The 17,811-nt window shown below is 58.6% G+C and carries 16 protein-coding genes and 3 tRNA genes; 6 read left to right on the top strand and 13 right to left on the bottom strand.

Annotation, left to right across the window (positions count from 1 at the left end; all coding sequences use genetic code 11):
• Positions 1-119 precede the first annotated feature (119 nt).
• The 5 genes from rimO to N1078_RS12080 form a co-directional block, all read right to left on the bottom strand.
• Entirely contained in the window at positions 120-1,442 is a 1,323-nt protein-coding gene (gene rimO / locus N1078_RS12100; RefSeq protein WP_274088427.1) for a 30S ribosomal protein S12 methylthiotransferase RimO, read from the bottom strand.
• A 133-nt stretch (positions 1,443-1,575) separates the two neighbouring features.
• Positions 1,576-2,127 carry a cytochrome b gene (locus N1078_RS12095; protein WP_274088426.1) on the bottom strand — a complete coding sequence of 184 codons (552 nt, stop codon included), beginning with the start codon at positions 2,125-2,127 and terminating at the stop codon, positions 1,576-1,578.
• A gap of 133 nt (positions 2,128-2,260) precedes the next feature.
• Positions 2,261-2,337, bottom strand: a tRNA-Met gene (locus tag N1078_RS12090).
• Between the two features lie 122 nt (positions 2,338-2,459).
• Positions 2,460-2,536 (bottom strand) — tRNA-Met (locus N1078_RS12085).
• A gap of 284 nt (positions 2,537-2,820) precedes the next feature.
• Positions 2,821-2,897 (bottom strand) — tRNA-Met (locus N1078_RS12080).
• 202 nt (positions 2,898-3,099) lie between these two features.
• Between N1078_RS12080 and N1078_RS12075 the strand changes: the two genes are divergently transcribed.
• Positions 3,100-3,315 carry a zinc-ribbon domain-containing protein gene (locus tag N1078_RS12075; RefSeq protein WP_274088425.1) on the top strand — a complete coding sequence of 72 codons (216 nt, stop codon included), beginning with the start codon at positions 3,100-3,102 and terminating at the stop codon, positions 3,313-3,315.
• Between the two features lie 23 nt (positions 3,316-3,338).
• Complete coding sequence (gene dinB, locus N1078_RS12070; RefSeq protein ID WP_274088424.1) at positions 3,339-4,400, top strand: DNA polymerase IV; 1,062 nt, start codon at positions 3,339-3,341, stop codon at positions 4,398-4,400.
• Positions 4,401-4,608: 208 nt separating this feature from the next.
• On the opposite strand, the gene rhlB is transcribed toward dinB, so the two are convergent.
• From rhlB to N1078_RS12045, 5 genes are all read right to left on the bottom strand, one after another.
• Positions 4,609-6,051 (bottom strand): ATP-dependent RNA helicase RhlB, encoded by a 1,443-nt coding sequence (rhlB, locus tag N1078_RS12065; RefSeq protein WP_274088423.1) that lies wholly within the window; start codon positions 6,049-6,051, stop codon positions 4,609-4,611.
• 109 nt (positions 6,052-6,160) lie between these two features.
• The gene (locus tag N1078_RS12060; RefSeq protein WP_274088422.1) at positions 6,161-7,324 is read right to left on the bottom strand and encodes a dipeptidase; all 1,164 of its coding nucleotides are present in this window, start codon (positions 7,322-7,324) and stop codon (positions 6,161-6,163) included.
• A 133-nt stretch (positions 7,325-7,457) separates the two neighbouring features.
• A complete protein-coding gene (locus N1078_RS12055; protein WP_274088421.1) occupies positions 7,458-8,396 on the bottom strand; it encodes a GGDEF domain-containing protein in 939 nt (312 codons plus the stop codon).
• A 195-nt stretch (positions 8,397-8,591) separates the two neighbouring features.
• Positions 8,592-10,493, bottom strand: a complete 1,902-nt coding sequence (locus tag N1078_RS12050) for an acyl-CoA synthetase (RefSeq protein ID WP_274088420.1) — start codon at positions 10,491-10,493, stop codon at positions 8,592-8,594.
• 20 nt (positions 10,494-10,513) lie between these two features.
• Entirely contained in the window at positions 10,514-11,173 is a 660-nt protein-coding gene (locus N1078_RS12045; RefSeq protein ID WP_274088419.1) for an alpha/beta hydrolase, read from the bottom strand.
• Positions 11,174-11,646: 473 nt separating this feature from the next.
• On the opposite strand from N1078_RS12045, the gene N1078_RS12040 reads away from it, so the two are divergent.
• From N1078_RS12040 to N1078_RS12025, 4 genes are all read left to right on the top strand, one after another.
• Positions 11,647-12,675, top strand: a complete 1,029-nt coding sequence (locus tag N1078_RS12040; protein ID WP_274088418.1) for an amino acid ABC transporter substrate-binding protein — start codon at positions 11,647-11,649, stop codon at positions 12,673-12,675.
• Positions 12,676-12,775: 100 nt separating this feature from the next.
• On the top strand, positions 12,776-13,960 hold the full coding sequence (locus tag N1078_RS12035; RefSeq protein WP_274088417.1) for an amino acid ABC transporter permease: 1,185 nt from the start codon (positions 12,776-12,778) through the stop codon (positions 13,958-13,960).
• 9 nt (positions 13,961-13,969) lie between these two features.
• The gene (locus N1078_RS12030) at positions 13,970-15,067 is read left to right on the top strand and encodes an amino acid ABC transporter permease (protein ID WP_274088416.1); all 1,098 of its coding nucleotides are present in this window, start codon (positions 13,970-13,972) and stop codon (positions 15,065-15,067) included.
• An 11-nt stretch (positions 15,068-15,078) separates the two neighbouring features.
• On the top strand, positions 15,079-15,840 hold the full coding sequence (locus N1078_RS12025) for an amino acid ABC transporter ATP-binding protein (protein ID WP_274088415.1): 762 nt from the start codon (positions 15,079-15,081) through the stop codon (positions 15,838-15,840).
• An 83-nt stretch (positions 15,841-15,923) separates the two neighbouring features.
• Here the strand turns inward: N1078_RS12025 and N1078_RS12020 are convergent, their stop codons facing one another.
• The 3 genes from N1078_RS12020 to N1078_RS12010 are packed head-to-tail and all read right to left on the bottom strand — an operon-like array spanning position 15,924 to position 17,786.
• Positions 15,924-16,328 carry an META domain-containing protein gene (locus N1078_RS12020; RefSeq protein ID WP_274088414.1) on the bottom strand — a complete coding sequence of 135 codons (405 nt, stop codon included), beginning with the start codon at positions 16,326-16,328 and terminating at the stop codon, positions 15,924-15,926.
• On the bottom strand, positions 16,325-16,765 hold the full coding sequence (locus N1078_RS12015; RefSeq protein ID WP_274088413.1) for a hypothetical protein: 441 nt from the start codon (positions 16,763-16,765) through the stop codon (positions 16,325-16,327). The genes N1078_RS12020 and N1078_RS12015 overlap by 4 nt, the downstream gene beginning before the upstream one ends.
• A 28-nt stretch (positions 16,766-16,793) precedes the next feature.
• Positions 16,794-17,786 (bottom strand): 2-hydroxyacid dehydrogenase, encoded by a 993-nt coding sequence (locus N1078_RS12010; protein ID WP_274088412.1) that lies wholly within the window; start codon positions 17,784-17,786, stop codon positions 16,794-16,796.
• Positions 17,787-17,811: the final 25 nt, after the last annotated feature.

Here is a 17,811-nt window from a genome sequence, read left to right as displayed (position 1 = left end):
TCCAAGTCGCCAGGCTCACCACCACAGTGAACCCGACAGCGCCAGTCACGGCGCTACGCGCCATGCCTGGCGCACCATAAAAAAGCCCCGCATGTGCGGGGCTTTTTAGGCTGTAGGCTTTAGATCAGCTCGGCCCACATGTCGTATTCATCCGCATCAACGATACGCACGCGTACTTTTTCGCCTGGCTTAACCTCGGTGCTGGCAATAAACACGCTGCCGTCGATTTCCGGGGCATCGGCGTAGCAGCGGGCGACGGCGCCTTGGTCGTCGACTTCGTCGATCAGCACGTCCATTTCCTTGCCAACCTTCAACTGCAGGCGGGCGCTGCTGATGGCTTGCTGGTGGGCCATAAAGCGGTCCCAGCGATCTTGCTTAATGTCGTCCGGCACGTGGTTGTCGAGCAGGTTGGCCGGTGCGCCTTCGACGGGCGAGTACTGGAAGCAGCCGACGCGGTCGAGCTGGGCTTCGGTCAGCCAGTTGAGGAGGTATTGGAAGTCTTCTTCGGTCTCGCCAGGGAAACCGACAATAAAGGTTGAGCGGATGGTCAGTTCTGGGCAGATTTCACGCCAGTTCTTGATGCGCGCCAGGGTCTTGTCTTCGAAGGCGGGGCGCTTCATGGCTTTCAGCACTTTCGGGCTGGCGTGCTGGAAGGGGATATCCAGGTACGGCAGGATCTTGCCGGCGGCCATCAATGGGATCAGTTCGTCGACGTGCGGGTAGGGGTAGACGTAGTGCAGGCGCACCCATACGCCCATGCTCGACAGGGCTTCGCACATTTCGGTCATGCGGGTTTTCACCGGCTGGCCGTTCCAGAAGTCGGTCTTGTACTTGACGTCAACGCCGTAGGCGCTGGTGTCTTGGGAGATCACCAATAGCTCTTTAACGCCGGCTTTGACCAGGCGCTCGGCTTCGCTGAGCACTTCACCCACAGGGCGGCTGACCAGCTTGCCGCGCATGGAGGGGATGATGCAGAAGCTGCAGCTGTGGTTGCAGCCTTCAGAAATTTTCAGGTAGGCATAGTGGCGCGGGGTGAGTTTGATGCCCTGTGGCGGCACGAGGTCGATCAACGGGTTGTGGTCTTGGCGCGGCGGTACGACTTCATGCACCGCATTAACCACTTGCTCGTACTGCTGCGGGCCGGTGACCGAGAGCACGCTGGGGTGCACGTCGCGGATGCTGCCTTCTTCCACGCCCATGCAGCCGGTGACGATAACCTTGCCGTTTTCTTTGATCGCTTCGCCGATCACTTCCAGGGATTCAGCCTTGGCGCTGTCGATAAAGCCACAGGTGTTGACCACCACCACGTCGGCATCGTGGTAGGTCGGTACCACTTCATAACCTTCCATACGCAACTGAGTGAGGATGCGTTCGGAGTCCACCAGCGCCTTGGGGCAACCGAGTGATACAAAGCCGACTTTCGGCGTGGCGGGGGTGGACATGGCGTTAACCTCAGGCGTGTACGGACGGATGCTGGACGCTTGTTGCGTCTCTGATCAAAAAGTGCGCAATTCTAGCGGCGACGCTGCCAATTGACCAGCGCTGAGCGTCGCCTGCTGTAGGGGAGTGGTGGGTTCAGGCTTGCTTGCTCGGGAGGATGCGCGTCAGGGTGTTATCGCGTACGAAGAAGTGATGGAACAACCCGGCGACAGCATGCAGACCAATCAGCCAGTAACCGGCGCTACCAGCCAGCTCGTGCCACTCTTTTATGTCGCCAGCCAGTGGTTTGTTGGGCGGGAGCAGGGCCGGCAGTTCCAGACCGAAGAGCGGGATGGGTTTGCCGGCAGCGCTGAGGATCAACCAGCCAGCCAGTGGTGCGCCGATCATCAGGGCGTAGAGCGCCAGGTGCATCAGCTTGGCCGTGATGGTCTGCCAGGCTGGCGGTGCAGGGGTGATTGTTGGTGTGGGTGCGATTGCACGTGCCAGCAGGCGCAGCCAAACCAAGGCGAATACCGCGAGGCCGAGCATAAAGTGCCATTGCTTGAGCAGTTCGCGCATGTCGCTGCCTTTAGGGAAGTTACCCTTGAGCTCGATGCAGGCATAAACGCCGGCAATCAGAATCAGCATCAGCCAATGCAACGCGATGGACAGGCTGCCGTAGCGCGATTCGGTATTTTTCCAGGACATGATGGTGTGGGTTCCGAGTGGGGTAGGTGATGGCCCCTACAGTTTAGGCTGGCAATACTTAAGCGTTGCTGAGCTCGATCACTTAAATCGCGGCCAAAAAAAAGACCACTCATTGAGTGGTCTTTTTAATATTTGGTTGCGGAAGCCGGATTTGAACCGACGACCTTCGGGTTATGAGCCCGACGAGCTACCAGACTGCTCCATTCCGCGCCGTTGATTCTATACAGAAATCGCCTGCTGTCAACAAAAAAGTGTTTTTAATCAAATGCTTAGGCGTGCGATAGGCGAGAAACAAAAAAGGCCACTCGTTTGAGTGGCCTTCTTTGAGTATTTGGTTGCGGGAGCCGGATTTGAACCGACGACCTTCGGGTTATGAGCCCGACGAGCTACCAGGCTGCTCCATCCCGCGCTGGCTATTCTATATAGATACGGCCTCTTGTCAATCGATTAGTGGTTTTTAATCAATAACTTAAATCGCTGGGGTGGCGATATCGAGGGAGGGCTGAGTCTCGGTTGATCGCTGTCGCGCGTTCAGCCCTTGGCAGGCGAGGGCTGTGGCGGTTAAGAGCGGTCGATGGGTATTGCATCGAGGTCGCTCTGCTCAGGCATGCAGAAGTGGTTGGCTGGGATTTATGGTCTTCGATTAAATCGAAGCAAAAAAAAGACCACTCATTGAGTGGTCTTTTTAATATTTGGTTGCGGAAGCCGGATTTGAACCGACGACCTTCGGGTTATGAGCCCGACGAGCTACCAGACTGCTCCATTCCGCGGGGCCAATTGTAGCGCCTGAATAAATCATGTCAACCTGAATGTAGGTTTAAGTCGATTTTATTCGGGTTTTAGCCATTTTGCGCGGGTGTATGCGCTTGAACGCTAGGCCGTGGCTTAACAGCAGTGTGGCGAATGCTTTGGTCATAGCCTGTGGCGGGACTGTTGGGCTAGAGTCCGTGCCCATTGAATGGGAGCAATGTTATGAGTGGTGAATGCAAGTCCTGCGGTGCCCAGGTCTCTAACGACGCGAAGACTTGCCCAAGTTGTGGCGCGTCGCTGACGGCGAAGACCAAGCTGTTGCCATTGGCCGCGTTTATGTTGATCGTGATTTTGATTATCCAGTCCTATATCAGCAAGCCAGACGATGCGGAGCGTGACGCCAAGCCAGCCGCCCCCGTGAGCTCAGCCGCACAGTAGCGGCAGGATTGCTGGCGTTGACCATGAATAGCCGCAAAATCATCCACGTTGACTGCGATTGCTTTTATGCCGCCATCGAGATGCGTGATGAGCCGAGCCTGGCGAGCAAGCCCCTGGCGGTCGGTGGGCTGGCGGATCGGCGCGGGGTGATTGCCACCTGTAATTATGAGGCGCGCAGTTACGGTGTGCGTTCTGCGATGGCCTCAGGCCAGGCGCTGAAACTGTGCCCGGATTTGCTGATCGTCAAGCCGCGCATGGAGGTCTACAGGGCGGTATCACGGGAGATTCAGGCGATTTTTCGTGATTACACCGAGCTGATTGAGCCCTTGTCGCTGGATGAGGCTTACCTGGATGTAAGCGACAGCCCGCATTTTGCTGGCAGCGCCACACGCATCGCCCAGGATATTCGACGGCGCGTGTCGCAGGAGTTGCACATCACTGTTTCTGCGGGGGTGGCGCCGAATAAGTTTCTCGCCAAGATCGCCAGTGACTGGAAGAAGCCCAATGGTTTGTTTGTGATCACGCCCAGTGAAGTGGACGATTTTGTCGCCGCGTTACCGGTGAATAAACTGCACGGCGTGGGTAAGGTCACGGCGGATAAGCTCGGGCGTTTGGGCATTCGTACCTGCAGCGACCTGCGTGAGTGGAACAAGCTGGCCTTGGTCAAGGAGTTCGGCAGTTTTGGTGAGCGTTTGTGGGGGCTTGCCCAGGGTATTGATGAGCGCCTGGTACGCAACGACAGCCGGCGTCAGTCGGTCAGTGTGGAAAATACCTTCGACAAGGACCTGCCTGATCTAGCAGCTTGCCTGGAGCAACTCCCTGCGTTGCTGGAACAATTGGAAACGCGCATGGCACGGCTGGACCGGACGTATCGGCCGGACAAACCCTTCGTCAAAATAAAATTTCATGATTTCAGTCAAACCACCCTGGAACAAGCGGGTGCGCGGCGTGATCTGGACAGCTATAAACGCTTGCTGAGCGCGGCTTTTGCCCGAGGCAACAAGGCCGTGCGCCTGCTCGGTGTTGGCGTGCGCTTGCATGACCTGCGCGGGGAGCAGGAACAGTTGGAGTTGTTTGCGCCCTGATGGCCAGTTTTTTAGGTGTTGTTTGCAGGTAATCGGTTAGCGCTGAGCAAAGCCCAGCCTCTCCATCGAGTGACGCAGCGATTGGTCCGGTTTAATACCGCTAAAGCGCCGCCTGTGTACTCTGTAGACGGAAAATAGCCAGCCTGTACAAAACACCGGATATAAAAAAGGCGAAGCCCTGGGGCTTCGCCTTTTTGTTACGCGCCGATCAGTTCTTGCGCGGTACCGGCTTAAGCAGCTCGTCAGGCGGCATTTCGCAGGCGATCTTGCGGCCTAGCAGCGCCTCAATGGCGGGCAGGGCGTAGGCGTCGTCTTCGCCGGCAAAGCTGATGGACGTCCCGCTGGTGCCGGCGCGGCCGGTACGACCGATACGGTGTACGTAGTCGTCTGGCGTTTCCGGCAGGGTGAAGTTGATTACGTGGCTAATCGCATCAACGTGGATGCCGCGGCCAGCGACGTCGGTGGCGACCATGACGCGAATCTTGCCTTCACGGAAGCCTTCCAGTGCGCGGATGCGTTTGTGCTGCGGCACGTCACCGGACATTTGCACGGCACTGATGCCGTCGCGGGTCAGGCGCTCTTCGATGCGGCGTACTTCGTCCTTGCGGTTGGCGAAGACCATCACGCGGATCCAGTCGTTCTGGCTGATCAGGTTGTACAACAGCTTGTATTTGTCACTACCGGCTACGGCATAGACGTGCTGCTCGACCGTGTCGCTGGCGACGTTTTCCGGCTCGATCTCGACGATCGCTGGGTCGGTGGTCCACTGTTTGGCCAGGTTCATCACGTCTTCGGTGAAGGTCGCGGAGAATAGCAGCGTTTGGCGTTCGCCCTTCGGCGGGGTCTGGCGGATGATCTGGCGTACTTGCGGGATAAAACCCATGTCGAGCATGCGGTCGGCTTCGTCCAGCACCATCACTTCGACCATATCGAGGTGAACTTCACCGCGCTGGTTGAAGTCGAGCAAGCGCCCCGGTGTGGCCACCAAAATGTCGCAGAAGCGCGACTCAAGCAGCTTGAGTTGCTTGTCGAAGTCCATGCCGCCGACAAAACTCATCACATTGAGGCCGGTGTACTTGGTCAAGTCGGCGGCGTCTTTGGCAATCTGCACCACCAGCTCACGCGTCGGCGCGATGATCAGCGCCCGCGGCTCACCCATGTAGCGCTCTTTTGGCGGGGGCGTTTGCAGCAGCTGGGTGATGATCGAGACCAGGAAAGCAGCCGTCTTGCCCGTACCGGTTTGGGCGCGGCCAATGGCGTCGCGGCCGTTGAGCGTGTAGCCCAGCACTTGCGCCTGGATCGGCGTGCAGTAAGGGAAGCCAAGGTCATGGATGGCGTGCATCAGCTCGGGGGCGAGCTTGAAATCATGAAAGCGGGTTTTGCCTTCGGCCGGGGCTACGGCGAAGTCTTCCAGTTTCCATGTGTCGACTGGTTTGGCTGCGCGTTCGCGGCGCGGTTTCACCGGTTTTGCCTTGCTCGGTAACGGTTTTTCCACGCTTTTACTCTCGCGTGGTGCAGCGCTGGGGCTGGGTTTTTCAGCAGTGGCGTCAGGCTGGACGCGTGGTGTGCTGGGCGTTACAGGCGTTGTTGTTATTGGGCTGGATTGCTCGCCCTCGGCCTTGCCGAACATTTTCTTAAGTGCTTTGAGCACGGTCATCTCATCAATTGGTTAAGGAGTGAACAGCCGCCAGTGTAATGCAAGAAGCCGGCGCGGCGAAGTGCCGCGCCAGATCGCATCTTTTAGCAGGCCATTAGAGATTTCAGTTGGCTGGCAGACTGCTGAGTAGCAAGCGCTGTACATTGCCGCCCATGATGGCGGCAATCTCGGTATGGCTGAAGCCAGCCTTAAGCAGGCCTTCGGTTAATTGCGGCAAGCCGGTAACGTCGAAGGGCGCATGGATGGTGCCATTGAAGTCCGACCCCAGCGCCACATGCTCGACGCCAATCGTGTCGACGGTATAGCGAATGGCGTTAACGATGGCTTCGACCGAGGTGGCGCAGACAGCCGCATCCCAGTAACCGATGCCGATTACTCCGCCGGTGGCGGCGATGGCCTTCAGGTGTTTGTCGCTCAGGTTGCGGGTGCCTTTGCAGGTGCCTTCGACGCCTGTGTGCGAGACCAGCACTGGGCGCGTCGCCATGCCGAGTACGTCATCGATGAGTGGGCGAGAGGCGTGGGCCAGGTCGATCAGCATGGCCTTCGCTTCCAGGCGCTTGATCACCTGGCGGCCCAGCGGTGTAAGGCCGCCTTTTTCCAAGCCATGGGCGGAGCCGCCGACTTCGTTATCGAAAAAGTGAGTAAGACCCGCGATACGAAAACCTGCCTCGTAGAGTACATCGACGTTCTCCAGCTTGCCTTCGATCGGCTGCAAACCTTCGGTGGCGAGGATTGCCGCCACGCGTTGCGGGTCTTGTTGCCCGGCGCTGATAAAGCGGGCCAGGTCGCTGCGGTTCTTGATCATTACCAGGCGGCCATCGCTGTTGGCGCTGGCTTCATTGAGCTTGTGCGCCTGGTAGAGCGCCCGTTGCAGCAGGCTGTTCCAGGTTTTCCGAGGCCAGCGCTGGGCCATGGCCAGCAGGGTGATGTTGTCGCTGTCAGCACTGTTGCGCTCGTAATTGAGGCCGCGGGGCGTTTTGGTGACGGTGGAGAACACCTGCAAACCGACGTGGCCTTCAAGCATGCGCGGCAGGTCGGAGTGGCCAAAGTCATAGCGTTTGAGCAGATCGCGCTCCCAGAGCAAGGCATCGTCGTGCAGGTCGGCGATAAACAACTGCTTATGCAGTTGCTTGGCTGGTTCGCTGGCAGGGTAAGGCGCTGGGGACTCGACGCTGTTCATTTTGCGGTCAAGCAGTGAGGGTAGGGCCAATACGCTGGCAGCAGCGATCAGTATAAGAACCAGGAGGGTAATTAGGGTTTTGCGCATAGTCAGGAGCCATCCGGCGTTGTTGTTATGCGCAGCACTTTAGCAAGGGTAGCGAGTAAGTGTGATGGATGGCTACCGCGCCGCTATGGGAGGCTAAAAGCCTGGCACGGTCGACGCGATGATGCTCGTAGGATTAGCCGCAGAGGCAGTCGCGGCCTTGCTGCTTGGCCTGATACAGCGCGCTGTCGGCGCGGGATATAAGGCCTTGCAAGCTGTCCTTTGGCTGCATCTGCGCCAGACCAATGGACACGGTCACACCTGGCAGTACGCCAATCGGCGAGTGGAAGGAGCTGATCTGGTGCAGGGCTATACGCAGTCGTTCACCAATGCTGCGGGCCTCTTCAGCACTGACTTCCGGCAGCAGAATGAGGAATTCTTCACCGCCGAAGCGGGTCAGGCTGTCCATGGGGCGTAATTGGTTGCGCAGGGTATTGGTCAGTAGGCACAGTGCATAATCACCGGCCAGATGACCGTGCTGGTCGTTGTAGGCTTTGAAGTGATCAACATCGAGCATCAGGATGCACAGGGGCTTGCGGTTGAAGGCGCAGCGGGTGCTTTCGCGCTCGAAGATGTGTTCCAGCCAGCGGCGGTTATAGGCACCGGTCAGTGCGTCGATATTGGCGGTCTGTTCACTGTCGAGAATAAGCCGGTTGCCTTGGCGCACGCGCTCGCAGAGCAATTCCAGCAGGTTTTGCATGAGCGTGGGCGATTGCTTGAACAAGTTGAACAGCGATTCACGGTGCAGGCGCAGCACGCAGCAGGGCTCGGTTGCGACGACAAAGGCAGACGGGTGTTCGTTGTCGATAAAGCTGATTTCCCCCGCACAGTCGCCAACGACTAGGGTGCTGACAGCCTGGCTGTCGAGTGAACCCAGGTAGACCTTGAGTTGGCCTTTGAGCAGCAGGTAGAGGTATTGGTTGCGATGGGCGGGCGAGAGCAGCACATCACCCGCTTCCAGATCGCAGGCCCGGAAGTCTTTGAGTAGATGGTCGATGCTGCTGGCAGCAACGTTATTGAACAACCGCAGACGACGCAGCTGTTGCAGATCGGCCTGCCAATGGGCGTGTTTCATGGGGTTAACAGGCGCAATAGTGTGTTGGAGGGACGGGGCATCGCTAACGCTCCCTGCTTTTAGGACGATTACCAAATATGACCATATTCCGCCGCCTGTGGGCTGACAATCCTTGTCGTGCCCTGGCGCGACCAGTGGTACTGAAGTTGAATGGTCGGTCACAACTTCAGCGCAATCCTGGCGCTGACCTATTGCTTAGTCGGCCGGATGCAGCTCTATGGCCACGGCAAAACCGGCCAGACGCTGAGTGATGGCTGCTGCCAGATTGGTTTGCCCGGCGGGCAGGTGGATGTGGGCGACTTGACCGCGTTTGTCATCGCTGAGGACTTCAACGCGCACGCGCTGATCAAGCTCCAGCAATGCCGCCTGGTAGACGCGCGCAATGGCGTCGAAGCGCAGCGCCGGCTTGAAGGTTTTACCCACGGCGGTCAGTGGAATGCTCTCGATGATCCAGGCGTCCTTGGGGATCGCCGCGCGTTCGGGGATGTGCAGGGCGGCATGCGCCAACAGCTCGGCTTCGTTGGCGTGCGCGCCGGGCTTGAGCTGCACATACACCACGGGCAGCTCGCCGGCCTTCTCGTCAGGCTTGCCGACCGCCGCTGCCATGGCCACGGCAGGGTGCTTGTGTAGCGCTTCTTCGATCATCTGCGGGTCGATGTTGTGGCCGCCGCGGATGATCAGGTCCTTGCTGCGGCCGGTCAGCCAGATGTAGCCATCAGCATCTATTCGGCCCAGGTCGCCCGTATTGAACCAGTTACCGTCGACCCAGATGTTGGCATTCTTGCTGCTTTGCAGGTAGCCGTTGAACACCGTCGCGCCACGGATGCACAGGTTGCCAATTTCATTGGGCGCAGCGTCCCTTAAATAGTTGCCCTGTTCATCGAGCACCTTGATCGTCACGTCGCAATACGGCATCGGCAGGCCAATGGAGCCTGGGCGGCGCTCGCCGATGGGTGGGTTGGCACAGCTACCGCAAGTGCCCTCGGTCAGGCCGTAGCCTTCAATCAGGGTCAGCCCGGTTTTGCTCTCGAATTGGCGTATGAGTTCCACCGGCATCGGTGCGGCACCGCACAGGGCATATTTCAGCGAGCTGAGGTCATGGCCTTCGCTCGGCACCTGGAGAAGGCCGGCATAAATAGTCGGAACACCGCTGAAGAAACTAACCTCGTGGCGTTCGATGATTTTCCAGAAATTGCTGATTAACGCGGGGTTGCGATACCCCTGCGGCGTGGCCAGCAGCACCTCGGCGCCGCCGATAAAGGCGGTTAGGCCGGTGACAATCACCCCATTAACGTGGAACAGCGGCAGGCCACAGAGCGTGACATCTCCGGGCGCGAAGCGGGTTACCAGGTTCATGCTGTACGCCATGGCGACTTCGTTGCCGTGGCTATGCGGGGCCAGTTTCGGTGTGCCCGTGGTGCCGCCGGTATGGAAGTAGCTGGCAATGTCATCCGGCGCAATGACGCGGCCACTTTCCAGGTGGTCATCCGGGCAGCTGGCGATCAGCTCATCGAAATCCAGTACCCCGTCGGGCAAAGGCCCGCGCTGCTCCTTGACGGCGCTGCGTTGCGGCTCGGGCAGCAAGTTGGCCATGTCCACGCAGATAATCGCCTTGAGCGCTGGCAGCTGCTCGCGCAGACCTGCAACTTTGGCCCACAGGTCGGTACCCGGGAAGGGGGCGAGGGTGACCAGTAATTCTGAGTTGGAGGCCTGGATCAGCTCGGCGATATGCTCCGGGTCGAGCAGTGGGTTGATCGCGTTAACAATCCCGGCGGCCTCGCCACCCCAGATGGTGAAGTGGGTCTGCGGCAGGTTGGGCAGCAGAAACGACACGGCCTTACCTGGGCGCAGGCCCAGGCGATGAAAGGCGTTAGCGGTCTGGGTGATCTTGCCCAGCAATTGCCCGTAGGTGAGGCGGTAAGCCACCTCATCAGCCGTGCCCTGGAGGATAAAAGACAGGGCCGGTGCATCCATCTGCCGTGCTGCGCTGCGGCGGATCAGCTCGTAGGTGCTGGTCGGCAGGTCGCGCTCGGCCAGTGGGGTTTGCTCGATCTGGCGGATGTCGCGCAAGGTCTTGATCGCAGGGATGTCCGGCATAGGCGTTCTCACTCTTAGGCTCAATTGCCTAAGCGTTGCTCCAGCCAATCAGCAATATCGCGGATTTCCTCGTTCACCACTTCGTGGCCCATCGGGTAATCACGCCATTGCACGCTGACGCCGGAGGCGCTCAGGTAGTCATGGGCTGCGCGGCCCATGGCCGGCAGTACGATGTCGTCGAATGTGCCATGCAAACACAGGACCGGCAGTTGTCTTTTTGTATCTGCGAGGCTGATCTCGTCGCTAAAGGTTGGCGCGTAGGTCGATAGCGCAATAACTCCGCCTAAGGCGAACTGCCAGCGCAAGAAGGCGGTGTGCAGGACCACTGCGCCCCCCTGGGAGAAGCCGGCGAGGACGATGCGCGCCGGGTCAATGCCACTGTCGCGTTGCGCCTCAATCAACTCGATAACCTGTTGGGCTGACGCTTCCAGCTGCTCGCGATTGATCGCACGGGCTGGGCTCATGGCCAGGATGTCGTACCAACTGGGCATGGCGTAGCCACCATTAATCGTCACCGACTGCGTTGGCGCTTGCGGCAGAACGAAGCGGGTAGTGTGCAGGCGCTGTTGCAAGGCTTCGGCGACAGGCATGAAGTCGTAACGGTCGGCACCGAGGCCGTGCAACCAAATGACGCACGCGTCTGCGGCAAGTGTGGGCTGAAGAATCAAGGGTTCGGTCATCTGAAGCTCCGCTGTGGTGCGATCGCACTGATTTAGTGCGAAGTGAAAAATAGGAGGTGGTGATTATGGAAAGAAGATGTCGCCAGGGTGAAAGTTTTGCTCTTGTACTGCCTGTTTGGGGCTTGGTCGGCGAGGCTGGTACGGCCCTTGCTATAAACCCTAGAGGCTGATGCTGCTGCCTGGTCGTGGTAACAGTGCCGCCCAACGGGGTGCGGAAACCGAGTCGCCCTAAGGGGCTTCATAGGTTCACTAGGCGCTGCAGGCTGTGCGACATGTCACTTGCTACCTGTCTCTTGCTCATTCAAACAATGAGCCGGTAAGAGTTTATGGCCGCTGGAGCAATCGGCAACTAGACTCAAACCATGGTTTTGCCCCCGGTTGAGTGTGTTGCTGCCGACACAGTCAACGAGCCCCACAAGGGTACGGTGGAAGAACCGAGACTCCAAACACAACAAAAGCAACTGGAGGTTTTAATGAAGATGGTGAAATCCACATTGGCAGTACTGACCACCGCCGCGGTTCTCGGCGTTAGCAGTTTTGCTCAAGCTGGCGCTACTTTGGACGCAATCCAGAAGAAAGGTTTTGTTCAGTGCGGCATCAGTGATGGTCTGCCTGGCTTCTCCTACGCCGACGAGAAAGGCAATTACATGGGCCTCGACGTCGATGTATGCCGCGCAGTCGCTGCTGCAGTATTCGGTGATGCGACCAAGGTCAAGTACAGCCCACTGACCGCCAAAGAGCGCTTCACCGCGTTGCAGTCTGGCGAAGTCGATATTCTTTCACGTAACACCACCTGGACCAGCTCCCGCGATTCCGGCCTGGGTCTGAACTTTGCCGGCGTTAACTACTACGACGGTCAAGGCTTCCTGGTTAACAAAAAACTGGGTGTTTCCAGCGCCAAGGAACTTGACGGTGCAACTGTCTGCATCCAGGCCGGTACCACCACTGAGCTGAACCTCTCCGACTACTTCCGCGCCAATGGCCTGAAGTACACCCCCATCACTTACGACACCTCTGACGAGAGCGCCAAATCGGTTGAAGCAGGTCGTTGCGACGTACTGACCTCCGACCAGTCGCAGCTGTATGCGCAGCGCATCAAGTTGGCTGATCCAGACTCCTACGTGGTGCTGCCGGAAGTGATCTCGAAAGAGCCGCTGGGCCCGGTTGTACGCCAGGGTGATGAAGAGTGGTTCGACATCGTGCGCTGGTCGCTGTACGCGATGGTCAACGCTGAAGAGCTGGGCATCACCTCGGCTAACGTTGAAGAGCAAGCCAAATCCACCAAGAACCCTGACGTAGCACGTCTGCTCGGTGCTGAAGGTGAGTTTGGTAAAGACCTGAAATTGCCGAAGGACTGGGCCGTACAGATCGTCAAGCAAGTCGGTAACTACGGCGAAAGCTTCGAGCGTAACGTCGGTGTTGGCAGCCAGCTGAAAATCGAACGTGGCCTCAACGCCCTGTGGAACAAGGGTGGTCTGCAGTACGCACCGCCGGTGCGCTGACCGTCTGTTGCCGGCCACTCGCCCTGAGTGGCCGGCATTGTTCTGATTGATGTGAACCCTATGCCCGCCGATGCGGGCATAGGGTTCCAAGAGGGCTCCTATGCAAACCACTGCAAATGCCCCGCGCCCCGGTGGATCGGTCTGGACCGACCCCAAGGCACGCGCTTGGCTATTTCAAATTATTGCCGTTATCGCCGTTGTGGCGCTCGGCTGGTTCCTGTTTGACAACACCCAGACCAACCTAGAGAAACGCGGGATTACTTCTGGGTTTTCCTTTCTCAATAACAGCGCCGGTTTCGGTATTGCCCAGCACCTGATCGACTACGACGAAAGCAACTCCTATGGGCGTGTTTTCGTGGTGGGCCTGCTCAACACCTTATTGGTGTCGGTGATTGGGATCGTACTGGCAACATTTTTGGGGTTCTTACTGGGTGTGGCGCGTCTGTCGCCGAACTGGTTGATCAGCAAGCTGGCAACCGTATACATCGAGATATTCCGTAACATCCCGCCATTGCTGCAAATCTTCTTCTGGTACTTCGCCGTGATGCTCGCCCTACCAGGGCCGCGGCAAAGCATGGGTGTGGGTGAGACGTTTTTCCTCAACAGCCGTGGCTTGTATATGCCGGCGCCGAGTCCTGCGGACAACTTCGGTCTGTTTGCGGGGGCGGTGATTGTCGCGATTATCGGTGTGGTGCTGTTGTCGCGTTGGTCGAAGGCGCGTTTTGAGGCCACCGGCAAACTATTTCCGGTGTCGCTGGGGGCGATTCCACTGTTGATCGGCTTGCCAGGGCTGGCCATCCTGCTGGGCGGTAACCCGCTGCAGTGGAGTGTGCCGGAACTGAGCGGTTTCAACTTCCGTGGCGGCTGGGTGCTGATACCCGAGTTAATGGCGCTGACCCTGGCGTTGACCATCTACACCGCTGCCTTTATCGCCGAGAACGTACGCTCCGGGATCATGGCGGTCAGCCACGGGCAAACTGAGGCCGCCCGCTCCCTGGGCCTGCCTGCTGGTAAGACCTTGCGTCTGGTGATCATTCCGCAGGCGCTGCGCGTGATCATTCCGCCGCTCACCAGCCAGTACCTGAACCTGGCGAAGAACTCCTCGCTGGCCGCCGGTATCGGTTATCCGGACATGGTCTCGCTGTTTGCCGGAACGGTACTCAACCAGACCGGTCAGGCTATTGAGGTGATTGCCATCACCATGAGCGTGTACCTGGCAATCAGTATCAGCATTTCCATGCTGATGAACTGGTACAACAAGCGCATTGCGCTGATCGAGCGGTAAGGAGCAGCCATGCAAACCCATACCTTCAAACCTGATCTACCGCCACCCGCGCTCAGCGTTGGTGTGGTCGGTTGGCTGCGCGCCAACCTGTTTTCCAGCTGGTTCAATACGCTGCTGACGCTGTTCGCGGTTTATCTGGTCTGGTTGATTATTCCGCCGCTGATTCAGTGGGCCTTGATCGATGCTGACTGGACCGGTACTACCCGCGCCGATTGCACCAGCGGCGGTGCCTGCTGGGTGTTTGTGCAGCAGCGCTTCGGCCAGTTTATGTACGGCTTTTACCCGACCGAACTGCGCTGGCGCGTTGACCTGACCCTGTGGTTGGCGGTGATTGGTGCCGCACCGCTGTTCATTCCACAAATGCCACGCAAAGCCATCTACGGCCTGGTTTTCCTGGTGGTCTATCCGCTGCTGGCTTATTGGTTGCTGCACGGCGGCTTTTTCGGCCTGTCGACGGTGTCGACCAGCCGCTGGGGTGGCTTGATGTTGACCCTGGTGATTGCCGCTGTGGGTATTGCCGGTGCCTTGCCGCTGGGCATCGTGCTGGCGCTGGGGCGACGTTCGGATATGCCGGCCATCCGGGTTATCTGCGTAACCTTTATCGAGTTTTGGCGCGGCGTACCGTTGATTACCGTGCTGTTTATGTCTTCGGTGATGCTGCCGCTGTTCCTGCCTGAGGGCTTGAGCTTCGACAAGCTGATGAGGGCATTGATCGGGGTGATTCTGTTCCAGTCGGCCTACATCGCCGAAGTGGTGCGCGGTGGTCTGCAGGCGATTCCCAAGGGCCAATACGAGGCCGCTGCGGCCATGGGCCTGGGCTACTGGCGGATGATGGGCCTGGTGATTCTGCCGCAAGCCTTGAAGCTGGTGATCCCTGGCATCGTTAACACCTTTATTGCGCTGTTCAAGGACACCAGCCTGGTGATCATCATCGGTCTGTTCGATTTGCTCAACAGCATCAAGCAAGCCACCACCGATCCGGCTTGGCTGGGCATGGCCACTGAAGGCTATGTGTTTGCAGCGCTAATTTTCTGGATTTTCTGTTTTGGTATGTCCCGCTACTCCCAACACCTGGAGCGCAAGCTGGACACCGGCCATAAGCGTTAGGAGACCTTTCAATGCCTGAAGCAATTAAACAAACCAGCGCTGAGCCGATGATCCTCATGGAGGGTGTACACAAGTGGTACGGCCAGTTCCATGTGCTTAAGGACATCAACCTGAGCGTGCAGCAGGGCGAGCGCATCGTCCTGTGTGGCCCGTCCGGTTCTGGCAAATCGACCGCGATTCGCTGCCTCAATCGTTTGGAAGAGCATCAGCAGGGTCGCATCATCATCGATGGCACAGAGTTGACTCACGACCTCAAGCACATCGAAGCGGTGCGCCGTGAAGTGGGCATGGTGTTCCAGCACTTCAACCTGTTCCCGCACCTAACCGTGCTGCAGAACTGCACCCTGGCACCTATGTGGGTGCGCAAGATGCCCAAGCGCGAAGCTGAAGAAGTGGCCATGCACTACCTGGAGCGCGTGCGCATTCCGGAGCAGGCGCACAAGTACCCAGGGCAACTCTCCGGTGGTCAGCAGCAGCGCGTGGCGATTGCCCGTGCACTGTGCATGAAACCGAAGATCATGTTGTTCGACGAGCCGACCTCTGCCCTTGATCCAGAAATGGTTAAAGAAGTCCTCGACACCATGGTCGGCCTGGCAGAAGACGGCATGACCATGCTCTGTGTCACCCACGAAATGGGCTTTGCCCGCACCGTGGCGAACCGCGTGATATTCCTCGACAAAGGCGAGATCGTTGAACAAAACGAGCCCAACGCCTTCTTCACCAACCCGCAGAACGAACGCACTAAGCTGTTCCTCAGCCAGATCATTCACTGAGTTTCAGCCGCAACAAAAAAGGGGGCCCTAGGGCTCCCTTTTTATGGCCTGCCATCCATGGCAGCGACCCTTCGGGTGTGCGCTTAGTTGCTTTCCGGCCAGAGGCGCAGTGGCTTGCCTTGTGCGGGCCAGAGACGCAGCTGCTCAGTGGGCGAGAAGTCCCAGCGCTGCACTGTGCTCAGGCTCTCAAGAAAGCGCGCTTCTTGCTCCATCAGGGCTGGCGCGCACATTTTGCGAGTGCTGCCGGCGGCACTGAAACTGAGCTTATCGCCCTGTAGTGTGTAGCCCGCAAACCAGTGGTTGCAGCCGGCGTTACCGTAGGCGCGACCATCATCACCCAGGGTGATGGTTAAGTGGCTGTTGTCGATCAGCGGGCGTTCGCCGATCCATTCCACTTGGTAGGTCTGTTCGGTTTCCAGTTGCGGCGCGGATGTGGCGCAGCCTGCAAGGCTTGCAGCCAGTAGGCTAATGGCTAGTGTGCGGTTCATGAAGCCTCCTTGTTGATGCACTTCGGACATAGGTGCTTGGCGTTCTTCGACAGCCAACCGAGCTCTTTGATCCGTGCTTCGGCGGCGGGCGCCTGGGCTTTTTTGCCGAGCGTGGCATCGACCGCGAACTCGAAATCCAGTTGTGCATTGCAGCTGTCGCAATTGACCTGCCAATTGAAGATGGCCAGCTCGCCGAAAGCCGGGCCGGTGGCCACGGCCACCCACTGGCCGCGTGGGTTGATCAGGTGGCGAACCTTGTCAGCGTGCAGGCGCATGGACAGCTCGCGGCTGCCTTTGAGGGTGACCAGCAGGGTGTCGCCGCTCTGGATCGAGCCGCCATTGCCGGTGACCTGATAGCGGCCGGGTGCCAGTGCGCGGCATTCGATCAGGGTGTGCTCGGGGTTGAGCAAGTTGTAGCGAAAATCGTGTTCAGCCATGGATCCTCCAAATGTATGCGCGATGCTATCACGCGGCAGGAAGTAGCTGATTGATTGGCGCTCCGCTCAGCCAGGCGGCGATATTGTCGCGGGTGGTGCCGGCAATCGCCGCCAACGCTTCGTGGGTGAGAAAAGCCTGATGCGCGGTAATCAGCACATTGGGGAAACTCAGCAGGCGCGCCAATACATCATCCTGCAGCGGTTGCTGCGAGTGATCCTCAAAGAACAGCTCGGCCTCTTCTTCATAGACATCCAGGCCCAGATAGCCCAGTTGCCCGCTTTTCAGCGCGCCAATCAAGGCTGGTGTATCGATCAAGGCCCCGCGCCCGGTATTGATCAACATGGCGCCAGGCTTCATTTGTTGTAAGCGCGCGGCGTCGATCAGGTGGTGAGTGGCGGTGTTGAGCGGGCAGTGCAGGCTGATGATGTCGCTGTCTTCGAGCAGTTGCTCCAATTCGACTTGCCGCGCGCCAGCGGGTAGGTCGGCAATCGGGTACGGGTCATGGATCAATAGGGCGCAGCCGAAGCCGGCCATGATCCGCGCAAAGCTCAGGCCTATTTGCCCAGCGCCGATGATGCCAACGTGTTTGCCATGCAAGTCGAAGCCGGTTAGCCCGTGCAGGGAGAAGTCACCTTCGCGGGTACGGTTGAAGGCGCGGTGTGTGCGGCGGTTGAGGGTCATGATCAATGCCAGCGCATGCTCGGCAACGGCATGCGGTGAGTAGGCAGGCACCCGTACCACGGCGAGGCCGAGGGCGTGTGCGGCGTGTAGGTCAACATGGTTGTAGCCGGCCGAGCGCAGGGCAATTAGCCGGGTGCCGCCTGCCGCGAGTTGCTGCAATACCTCAGCACTGAGGTCGTCATTGATAAACGCGCACACCACCTCGTAACCGGCGGCCAGGCCGGCGCTGTCCTGGCGCAGATGGGCTTCCTGAAAGCTCAATTGCCAATCGTCAGGGAACCCCGCGGCGTCAAAGCTCTGTTGGTCATAGGGCTTGCTGCTGAACAGAATGATGCGCATGGGGTTCCTCGGCTGGTGGATTCGA

The sequence above is a fragment of the Pseudomonas sp. MIL19 genome, from assembly GCF_028680365.1.
In the GTDB taxonomy this organism is placed as follows: domain Bacteria; phylum Pseudomonadota; class Gammaproteobacteria; order Pseudomonadales; family Pseudomonadaceae; genus Aquipseudomonas; species Aquipseudomonas spirodelae.
This window is presented reverse-complemented; position numbering and strand designations above follow the sequence as displayed.

Excerpts from the sequence above, each read along its gene's own strand:
- N1078_RS12095 (WP_274088426.1), bottom strand. The coding sequence starts at position 2,127 with ATGTCCTGGAAAAATACCGAATCGCGCTACGGCAGCCTGTCCATCGCG.
- N1078_RS12040 (WP_274088418.1), top strand. The coding sequence starts at position 11,647 with ATGAAGATGGTGAAATCCACATTGGCAGTACTGACCACCGCCGCGGTT.
- dinB (WP_274088424.1), top strand. The coding sequence starts at position 3,339 with ATGAATAGCCGCAAAATCATCCACGTTGACTGCGATTGCTTTTATGCC.
- N1078_RS12050 (WP_274088420.1), bottom strand. The coding sequence starts at position 10,493 with ATGCCGGACATCCCTGCGATCAAGACCTTGCGCGACATCCGCCAGATC.
- N1078_RS12015 (WP_274088413.1), bottom strand. The coding sequence starts at position 16,765 with ATGGCTGAACACGATTTTCGCTACAACTTGCTCAACCCCGAGCACACC.
- N1078_RS12020 (WP_274088414.1), bottom strand. The coding sequence starts at position 16,328 with ATGAACCGCACACTAGCCATTAGCCTACTGGCTGCAAGCCTTGCAGGC.
- N1078_RS12055 (WP_274088421.1), bottom strand. The coding sequence starts at position 8,396 with ATGAAACACGCCCATTGGCAGGCCGATCTGCAACAGCTGCGTCGTCTG.
- N1078_RS12030 (WP_274088416.1), top strand. The coding sequence starts at position 13,970 with ATGCAAACCCATACCTTCAAACCTGATCTACCGCCACCCGCGCTCAGC.
- N1078_RS12045 (WP_274088419.1), bottom strand. The coding sequence starts at position 11,173 with ATGACCGAACCCTTGATTCTTCAGCCCACACTTGCCGCAGACGCGTGC.
- N1078_RS12060 (WP_274088422.1), bottom strand. The coding sequence starts at position 7,324 with ATGCGCAAAACCCTAATTACCCTCCTGGTTCTTATACTGATCGCTGCT.
- rimO (WP_274088427.1), bottom strand. The coding sequence starts at position 1,442 with ATGTCCACCCCCGCCACGCCGAAAGTCGGCTTTGTATCACTCGGTTGC.
- N1078_RS12010 (WP_274088412.1), bottom strand. The coding sequence starts at position 17,786 with ATGCGCATCATTCTGTTCAGCAGCAAGCCCTATGACCAACAGAGCTTT.
- N1078_RS12075 (WP_274088425.1), top strand. The coding sequence starts at position 3,100 with ATGAGTGGTGAATGCAAGTCCTGCGGTGCCCAGGTCTCTAACGACGCG.
- N1078_RS12035 (WP_274088417.1), top strand. The coding sequence starts at position 12,776 with ATGCAAACCACTGCAAATGCCCCGCGCCCCGGTGGATCGGTCTGGACC.
- N1078_RS12025 (WP_274088415.1), top strand. The coding sequence starts at position 15,079 with ATGCCTGAAGCAATTAAACAAACCAGCGCTGAGCCGATGATCCTCATG.